This window comes from Pseudofrankia coriaricola (genome assembly GCF_001854805.1).
Lineage (GTDB): Bacteria > Actinomycetota > Actinomycetes > Frankiales > Frankiaceae > Pseudofrankia.
The window spans coordinates 1-8,381 of sequence record NZ_MBLO01000132.1 but is presented as its reverse complement, the minus strand read 5'-3'; the positions used below and the strand labels follow the sequence as shown (position 1 = coordinate 8,381).

Annotated in this window: 6 protein-coding genes; 2 read left to right on the top strand and 4 right to left on the bottom strand. The window is 71.2% G+C overall.

Features of this window, described 5'->3' with window-relative positions; genetic code table 11:
- Positions 1 to 296 precede the first annotated feature (296 nt).
- Complete coding sequence (locus tag BCD48_RS19255; protein WP_071049824.1) at positions 297 to 662, top strand: transglycosylase family protein; 366 nt, start codon at positions 297 to 299, stop codon at positions 660 to 662.
- Between the two features lie 160 nt (positions 663 to 822).
- On the opposite strand, the gene BCD48_RS46735 is transcribed toward BCD48_RS19255, so the two are convergent.
- The 3 genes from BCD48_RS46735 to BCD48_RS19240 all read right to left on the bottom strand — a co-directional run bounded on the left by BCD48_RS46735 (position 823) and on the right by BCD48_RS19240 (position 6,005).
- Positions 823 to 2,709 (bottom strand): patatin-like phospholipase domain-containing protein, encoded by a 1,887-nt coding sequence (locus tag BCD48_RS46735; RefSeq protein ID WP_083418887.1) that lies wholly within the window; start codon positions 2,707 to 2,709, stop codon positions 823 to 825.
- 551 nt (positions 2,710 to 3,260) lie between these two features.
- Positions 3,261 to 4,343: a Zn-dependent alcohol dehydrogenase gene (locus BCD48_RS19245; RefSeq protein ID WP_071049826.1), complete on the bottom strand. Its 1,083-nt coding sequence runs from the start codon at positions 4,341 to 4,343 to the stop codon at positions 3,261 to 3,263.
- 201 nt (positions 4,344 to 4,544) lie between these two features.
- The gene (locus tag BCD48_RS19240; RefSeq protein ID WP_071049825.1) at positions 4,545 to 6,005 is read right to left on the bottom strand and encodes an aldehyde dehydrogenase family protein; all 1,461 of its coding nucleotides are present in this window, start codon (positions 6,003 to 6,005) and stop codon (positions 4,545 to 4,547) included.
- Positions 6,006 to 6,437: 432 nt separating this feature from the next.
- Here BCD48_RS19240 and BCD48_RS19235 point away from each other — a divergent pair, with 432 nt between their 5' ends.
- Positions 6,438 to 7,571, top strand: coding sequence for an LLM class flavin-dependent oxidoreductase (locus BCD48_RS19235; protein WP_071049827.1), 1,134 nt, complete (start codon positions 6,438 to 6,440; stop codon positions 7,569 to 7,571).
- A 148-nt stretch (positions 7,572 to 7,719) separates the two neighbouring features.
- Here the strand turns inward: BCD48_RS19235 and BCD48_RS19230 are convergent, their stop codons facing one another.
- Positions 7,720 to 8,085 (bottom strand): transglycosylase family protein, encoded by a 366-nt coding sequence (locus tag BCD48_RS19230; RefSeq protein ID WP_071049824.1) that lies wholly within the window; start codon positions 8,083 to 8,085, stop codon positions 7,720 to 7,722.
- Positions 8,086 to 8,381: the final 296 nt, after the last annotated feature.

Here is an 8,381-nt window from a genome sequence, read left to right as displayed (position 1 = left end):
CGGGTGATGCGGGTCACGTTGTTTTCGGGGTTTGCCAGGCGCCCGGGCTGGCTGTCATGGTGTTTGCAGTGCCCGATCGGGGCACACGCCGGGCGGGACGCCGTATCACTGCCCCCGCCACACGGCGCACAGGCTTCGGACCCGATGGCAGGGACCGGAGACGGACCGTCGGACACCGTCCACACGTGTCACGGCCAGCGCAGCCCTTTTCGTGGTTTCCCGCCGAACCTTTTCCTGCGGCGGTGGACTGCCGCGCGTGTCCGTCTTCGTAGGCGTGGGAAAGGACCAGAAGACTCTTGGCTCGTCGTGGCATCTCCAACCGCGTCCGCGCGCTCGTTCTCGGCCCCGCCCTCGCCGCCGCCGTCGGCACCGGCCTCGCCGTCACCACGCCCGCCCACGCGGCCAGCCACCCTGCCTCGGCCCAGCGGTTCCTGTCCGCCGTGATCCCGTGCGAGTCCGGCGGCAACCCCCGCGCGGTCAACTCCATCGGCGCCGGTGGCCTCTTCCAGTTCCTGCCGTCGACCTGGCACGGACTCGGCGGCGCGGGACTGCCCCAGAACGCCTCCAGCTCCGAGCAGTGGGCCAAGGCCGTCAAGCTCTACAACCAGCAGGGCACCAACCCCTGGTACGCCTCCAAGGCCTGCTGGGGCAAGCGAATCTGACGCTGGCAGAGAATCCAGGGCTGGCACAGTAGCGCCAGCGGCACACCGAACACGCACACGAGGCCCCGCGCCATACGGCGCGGGGCCTCGGCGTGTTCCGGCCGAGCTTCAGCCCGTGTCAGGCCGGCGGGCCCGGTCAGCCATTCGGGTAACGGTGGCCTCAGACCTTCGGCGTCATGCGCATGACCGGAGGCGGAGTCGGGTCATCGCCCTGGATAAAACTCAGCGACGGAGCCGCGGCCCAGCCCTGGACGAATCCGAGCAGGGCGAGCGTGCGGTCGCGCGCCGCGATTCCCCAGGCATTGTTGTAGCCGCCCGCCTCGCCGCCCCCGAACCGCTCGCCGAGGGTCTCGAGCATCTCCTGGAACTCGGGCGTGAACGCCTTCGACATCGTCGTCGTGTCGGTGGTTCCGACGATGTTCTTCTGCAGCTGGCGCATGAGCAGCGTGAAACGGGCGAAAAGGTGCTCCTCCCAGTCGAACGTACTCAGGAGGTCCTCGCCCGCGGCCCCGCCGCTCGCGGCCAGGTGCGCGATCTGCTCCGGCGACATGGTGATGTGGATGCCGCCCGTGCCGTCGGGCAGCTGGACGGAGCGGATCCGGTCCCGGAAGCCGGGCATCTCGGCCTGCAGCGTGTCCCGCCAGTTCAGCGACGTGTCGAGAATCTGCAGCAGGAACCCGACGAGACTCCTGATCTGCGCGACCGAGCGCACCCTCGGGCCGGCGTTCGCGACGACCGCGGCCGGGGCGAGCGTGACGGGCGGGGCGGCGGCGGAGGAAGCCGCGGCGGAGGACCCAGAGGATCCTCTGGGTCGTTTGGATTCTCTGGATTCGGACGATGCGGCCGCCGTCGGCCCGGCCGCCGTCGACGGGCCACGACGCGGCTGGCGGACCCGTTCGCGACTGCCCTTCTCGCCGCGCGGCGAGGGGACCAGGTCGAGCCCGAAGGTCGGGCGGCTGGGCAGCCAGGCGTCGAAGAAGTGCATCGGGAAGTTGCTGGCGATCCCACCGTCGGAGAACCAGTGCCGGATGGGCCCTGCCCCGGCGGTGCCCTGCACCCACAGCGGGACGGCGCAGATCAGGACGGGGAAGCTCAGGCTCATCCGGGTGGCGACGACGACTGGCAGGTCCCGGCTGGGGAAGGTGCGCAGGTCGGTGGGGGCGCCGGGCGCCGGCACCACCGCCACAGGGGCACTCACCCGCTCCAGGTGACCGAGCACGTCGGCCGGGAACAGGCGGGCGAACTCCGCCGGGGAATAGAGGAACGCCTCGCCGACGAACGGCAGGTTCAGCGGGCGGGCGGCGCTGAGATCCGTCGTCATCATCTCGAGAATGATCTTCTCGTTCGCCCGGCGGGGGCGGCTCAGGTCCGCGAAGGTGAGCGGGGTGTCGCCGTCCGCGCGGCCGGCGCAAGCCTGGATCTGCCGGTGCAGCCACTGGGTCAGCGCCTCCCGGCCGCCCTCGGCCGGCATGCCGGTGCAGGCGCCGTAGAAGGTGGCGGGCAGGCCGCGCACGGTCCACAGCACCCGGGCGAGAATCGCCCCGACCAGGCCGAGCAGCGCGGTGACGATGACACCCGGGGCGAGCAGTGGCCAGCCGTACCAACGCTGATCGCCGAGGCTGCCGCCGAAGCCGTACAGGACACCGAGGAGCCCGCCGAACGCGATCCCCGCCGCCACCAGCACCTGCGACCAGAAGTAGCGCGCCATCCAGGCGACCGTGACCCGGACGCGGCCCGGCCACGACGTGCCGGCGCCCTGCAGGCCGAACAACAGGCGGAAGACCCAGGTGGTCCTCCGGCTCGGCTGGAACAGGCCCTCCAGCACGCCCGGCACGCCGATCTGCTCACTCGCGGCCGTCAGCGCGCCGAACCCGCCGGGCCGGCCCGGATCGCGGCGCTGCTGGTACTCGCCGTACTGCGCGGCGGCGGTCAGCGCGGCCCCGATGGCGCCCGCCGACGCACCACCGATGCTGTGGAAGTCGTACCTGGCGTGCAGCTGGGCGACCGCCTGGGGATACACGATCCCGCTGGTGATCCCCCCTTTCATGATCAGATCACACTGCTCCCGCGGCCCGGGAGATGCCCGGCGCGGGCCGGAGTCTGGACCAGGGTCAGAGCCCCGGTCAGGGCCCGGGTCAGAGCCCGGACCGTCGGCGGGCATCCCGCCGTCGCGGCCCGCCGGATCGTCGGCACGGGTGCTCGGTGCGCTCATCGCGGCCTCCCGACCGCCGGCGAGCCGCCACCCGGCCCGCGACCGACGATCAGCTACCCAAGCTAGCGGCCCGCCACCCACCCGTCTTCCGATGCCCAACGCGCCGACTGTGGCATCTGGACCCGCCTATAGGCAGGCCCATCCGACACACTTCGCCCGGTCGACGGGCGACTGTGGCATCTGAGCCAGTCAATAGACGGGCGGATCCAACACGGTCCGCGCTGGCAGGAGGACCCCGGTGGGAAGCACACCACCGGCCGGCCGCGGCGGGGACTGCCCGGGACACCAGGAACCGAGTTTGGCGCCACTGCGGCCGACTCAGCCGCATACGCTCAACTACTTTCCGTACCCATACTCGATACGACCCGCGGCACGGCGCCTGGACGTCATGCGGTCAGGGTGAGGACGCCGCGGGCGAGGTCGCCGTGTTCCAGGTCCTCGATGGCGCGGTGGAAGTCGGCGACGGGGTAGGTGCGGGTGACCAGCTCGTCCAGCAGCAGCCGACCGCCCAAGTACAGGTCCACGTACTGGCGGATGTCGCGCTGCGGCTGCGACGAGCCGTACCGGCAGCCCAGGATCGACTTGTCGAGGTAGAGGTCGAACGGCGAGAACGTCGACTGCGTGTCCGCCGGCGCCACCCCGAGCAGGACGGCCGTGCCACCCCAGCCGAGCGAGCCGATCGCCGCCTGGATCAGCGCCGGGTGGCCGACGCACTCGAAGACGTAGTCGTAGCCAAGCGGCGCCGAGTCCTGGACGGCGGCCTTCGCCGCGGCGGCCGTGTCCTGGCCCGCGGGGTTGACGAAGTCGGTCGCGCCGAACAGCCGCGCGGCCTGCTCCTTCGCCGGGTTCACGTCCACCGCGACGATGCGAGCCGCGCCGGCGATCCGCGCGCCCTGGATCACGTTGAGCCCGATGCCGCCGACCCCGAGCACGGCGACCGTCGAGCCCGGCTCCACCTTCGCCCGCCGCAGCACGGCGCCGACGCCGGTGAGCACCCCGCAGCCGACCAGCGCCGCCGAGGCCAGCGGCACGTCGGACGGGATCGGCACGCACTGGTTGGCCTTCACCACGACCCGCTCGGCGAAGCAGGAAATGTTGGCGAAGTTGTAGGCCGGTTCGCCGCGCCACGTGAACGGCTGGGGCCGCAGGCCGAAGGTCGACCGGCACATCGTCGGCCGGCCGCCGTCACAGTGCTCGCAGGCGCCGCAATTGCCGAGCGTCGAGAGCACCACGTGGTCACCGGGCCGCACGTTGCCGACCAGGGCGCCGACCGCCTCGACGACTCCGGCGCCCTCGTGCCCGAGCACGACCGGCACCGGGTAGGGAATCGTTCCGTTGACCACCGACAGATCGCTGTGGCACAAGCCCGCGGCGGCGATGCTCACCAGCACCTCGCCGGGCCCCGGGTCGCGTACCGCCAGGTCGTCGACGAGCTCGGCCTTCTGGCCGTCCCACACAACCCCACGCATGAGGCTCCTCTTTCTTTTGTCTTTCTCTTTTGTTTTCCGTTCCCGTGTAGCCCGGGCAGGGGTCCCCCGGGGTCCCTGCCGGATCTGCGAAGCAGATCTGGGAGGTCCGGATCTGCCTGCCTACCTCGACAGGCGTCAAACGCTCGGATCAGGGCGAGTGGGGATTGGCAGATCGGTGGGGAGGCATCCCGGTGGGGAGGCTTACCCGGGCCAGACGACGCTCTGCAGCTCGCTGTAGGCATGCAGCGCGAACACTCCGCAGTCACGGCCGATGCCGCTGTGCTTGAAGCCGCCGAACGGCGTCTCGTGGTTGCGGGCGACGGTGTTGACGCCGACGTTGCCGGTGCGCAGCCGCGCGGCGACCCGGTAGGCGCGCGCGGTGTCCTGGGAGAAGAGATAGTCGTACAGGCCGAACGGCGTGCCGTTCGCGATCGCGACCGCCTCGTCCTCGTCGTCGAAGGGGAGCACGACGACCACCGGGCCGAAGAACTCCTCCTGGGCGACGGTCATGTCCGGCCGGACGCCCGTCAGCAGCGTCGGCTCGACGTAGAAGCCCCGCTCCATCGCGGGACGCTGGCCACCGACGGCGACGGTCGCGCCCGCGGCGACGCCCTCGGCCAGCAGTTCCTCGACGCGGGCGCGCTGGGCGGCGGAGATCAGCGGGCCGACGACGGTGGAGGCATCCAGCGGGTCGCCGACCTTGCAGAACCCCGCGTAGGCGACCAGCTTCTCGACGAGTTGGTCGTGGACCGAGCGGTGGACGAGCGCCCTGGTCGGCGCGGTGCAGATCTGGCCGGAGTGGAACGCCCAGGTGCTGCCGATGCCCGCGGCGGCCTTGTCGAGGTCGGCGTCCTCGAGCACCATAGCGGCGCCTTTGCCGCCGAGCTCCATGAGCTGGCGCTTGATGTCGCGGCCGGCGACCTCGCCGATCCTGCGGCCGACGGCGGTGCTGCCGGTAAAACTGATCATGTCGACGTCCGGGGAGGCGACAAGGGCGGCGCCAGTGTCGGAGGTGGAGCCGGTGACGACGTTGATGACGCCCGCGGGTACGCCGGCCTCGTGAGCGATCTCGGCGAACCGCAGCACCTGTAACGGGTCCTGCGGCGCCGGCTTGATGACGACCGTGTTGCCCATCGCCAGCGCCGGCGCGACCTTGCCGGCCATGTTCACCAGCGGGAAGTTGTACGGCGTGACGCAGGCGACGACGCCGACCGGCGCGCGGCGGATCACCGCCCCGACCAGGCCGCCCGGGGCGAGCGGCGTCGCGTCGATGGCCTGTGGTGGGAGCGGCACGAGCCGCGACTCCATGGCGTGGCGCGCATAGCGCTGGAACCGCTCGACGGCGACCGGAACCTGCATGGTGGAGGCGACCCGCATGGTCGCCCCGGTCTCGGCCTGCACCAGCGGCACGAGGTCGTCGTTGTACTTGGTCAGCAGGTCGCCGACCTTGGCGAGTACCTCGGAGCGGTGCGCCTGGCTGGCCGACGCCCAGCCGTCGAAGGCGGCCCTGGCGGCGGCGGCCGCCTGTTCGGCCTGGGCGGCGCTCGCCTCGGGTGCCTCGCCGACCACCTGCTCGGTGGCCGGGTTGATGACGCCGTAGTGGCCGCCGGCCGGCTCCACCCACTCGCCGCCCACGTAGATCCGGCTGCTCGGGACGCCCATGGCGTGTCCCCCCTTGTGCTCGGGGTGAGCCGCGGGCCGCGTGCCCGGCAAGCCTGGTCGCGCGGCGGGCGGCCCGTTGGTCCTCGTGTTCCTGACGGCCCGTGGCCCTGGGTCCCTTGGCCGGTGCACGTCCGGGAGGTGGGGCCGACGGTTTCTGACGGTACGTCAGGCCCGCTTGCGCGGCAGCCCGTCGCGGCTAGAGTGTAGAACAGGTTCTAGTCCGAAGCCGACCGGTCGGGCGCGATCGGCGGAAGGCTGTTCGCGCGCGGAGCGCGCTCCCAGAGCTCCCGCGTGATGTTGCCCCGGGGCCGAGCCCCGGACCCCACGTCCGGGGGCTTCGCCCCGAACCCCCGATGGACGGGGCGCGCGGATACCCACGCCGACGCCTGCCCACACCAGACACCAGACACCACGTGAAGGGTGGCCGCGCTCATGGAGTTCGGGATCTTCAACTCGCTCTACCTGCCGAAGCGGCTGTCCGAGGCGGACCCCGTGGGCGCGGAGCACAGCCGGCTGATGGACGAGGTCGCCTGGACGCAGGCGGCGGACCGCTCCGGGTTCAAGTACACGTGGGCGACGGAGCACCATTTTCTCGAGGAGTACTCGCACCTGTCGGCGAACGAGGTCTTCCTCGCCTACGTCGCCGGCACCACCAGCAACATCCACATCGGCAGCGGCATCTTCAACATCACCCCGCCGGTGAACCACCCGGCGCGGATCGCCGAGCGCGCGGCGATGCTCGACCATCTCTCCGGCGGCCGGTTCGAGCTGGGCATGGGCCGCGGCTCGTCGAGCACCGAGCAGAGGGGCTTCGGCATCGAGGACCCGGCACTGACGAAGCTGATGTTCGACGAGGTCGTCGCCGAGCTGCCGAAGATGTGGAAGGACGAGCCCTACTCGCACGAGGGCCGGTTCTTCACGATGCCCGAACGCAACGTGCTGCCGAAGCCCTTCACCAAGCCGCACCCGCCCCTGTGGGTCGCGGCCGGCAACCCCAGCACGTTCGAGAAGGCCGCCCGGATGGGCTTGGGCGTACTCTGCTTCGCCCATAGCACGCCTGAGGAGCTGGCCCCGCTCATCGAGCTCTACAAGAAGAACATCGAGAAGGCCGAACCGGTCGGCGGCTACGTCAACAACAACATCATGGTGACCAGCCAGATGCTGTGCCTGGAGGACGGCGCCCGGGCCAGGCAGATCGCCACCGACATCACCATGAGCTACCAGCACACCCTGGTCTACCGGTACCTCGACACCTTCCCGAAGCCCAACTGGGTGCCCACCTGGCCGGCGACGCTGCCCGAGCCGACGGTCGAGGTCCTCGAACTGGGCGTGCGCGCCGGCTCGATCCTCATCGGCGACCCGGAGGAGTGCGAGCGCGCCGTCCAGACCTACGTCAACATCGGCGCCGACCAGCTCGTTTTCGGCATGCTGTCGACCACGATGCCGATCGACGTGGCCGTCGAGGCGGTGGAGACGTTCGGCCGCCACGTCCTGCCGAAGTTCGACACCGACCCGGTCCACAGCACCACCCGCCAGCGCGAAGCCCAGCTCGGCGCCGCCGCATAGCGCCGGGCCAGCCCCGACCGGGACAGGGCGAGGCCCCGCGTCAGTTGACGCGGGGCCTCGTGGTGTGGCGCGACCTCGACGGTGGCAGGCCGGCCCCGATCCGCGCGGCGGGTGGGGTCGGTGGCTGCTCGCCCAGGTCCTGTGGGGTTCAGATTCGCTTGCCCCAGCAGGCCTTGGAGGCGTACCAGGGGTTGGTGCCCTGCTGGTTGTAGAGCTTGACGGCCTTGGCCCACTGCTCGGAGCTGGAGGCGTTCTGGGGCAGTCCCGCGCCGCCGAGTCCGTGCCAGGTCGACGGCAGGAACTGGAAGAGGCCACCGGCGCCGATGGAGTTGACCGCGCGGGGGTTGCCGCCGGACTCGCACGGGATCACGGCGGACAGGAACCGCTGGGCCGAGGCAGGGTGGCTGGCCGCGTGGGCGGGCGTGGTGACGGCGAGGCCGGTGCCGACGGCGGCGGCGAGGGCGGGGCCGAGAACGAGCGCGCGGACGCGGTTGGAGATGCCACGACGAGCCAAGAGTCTTCTGGTCCTTTCCCACGCCTACGAAGACGGACACGCGCGGCAGTCCACCGCCGCAGGAAAAGGTTCGGCGGGAAACCACGAAAAGGGCTGCGCTGGCCGTGACACGTGTGGACGGTGTCCGACGGTCCGTCTCCGGTCCCTGCCATCGGGTCCGAAGCCTGTGCGCCGTGTGGCGGGGGCAGTGATACGGCGTCCCGCCCGGCGTGTGCCCCGATCGGGCACTGCAAACACCATGACAGCCAGCCCGGGCGCCTGGCAAACCCCGAAAACAACGTGACCCGCATCACCCG

What these genes read in the sequence shown, in the direction of transcription:
- BCD48_RS46735 (WP_083418887.1), bottom strand. Translation starts at nt 2,709, where the DNA reads ATGAAAGGGGGGATCACCAGCGGGATCGTGTATCCCCAGGCGGTCGCC.
- BCD48_RS19245 (WP_071049826.1), bottom strand. Translation starts at nt 4,343, where the DNA reads ATGCGTGGGGTTGTGTGGGACGGCCAGAAGGCCGAGCTCGTCGACGAC.
- BCD48_RS19240 (WP_071049825.1), bottom strand. Translation starts at nt 6,005, where the DNA reads ATGGGCGTCCCGAGCAGCCGGATCTACGTGGGCGGCGAGTGGGTGGAG.
- BCD48_RS19235 (WP_071049827.1), top strand. Translation starts at nt 6,438, where the DNA reads ATGGAGTTCGGGATCTTCAACTCGCTCTACCTGCCGAAGCGGCTGTCC.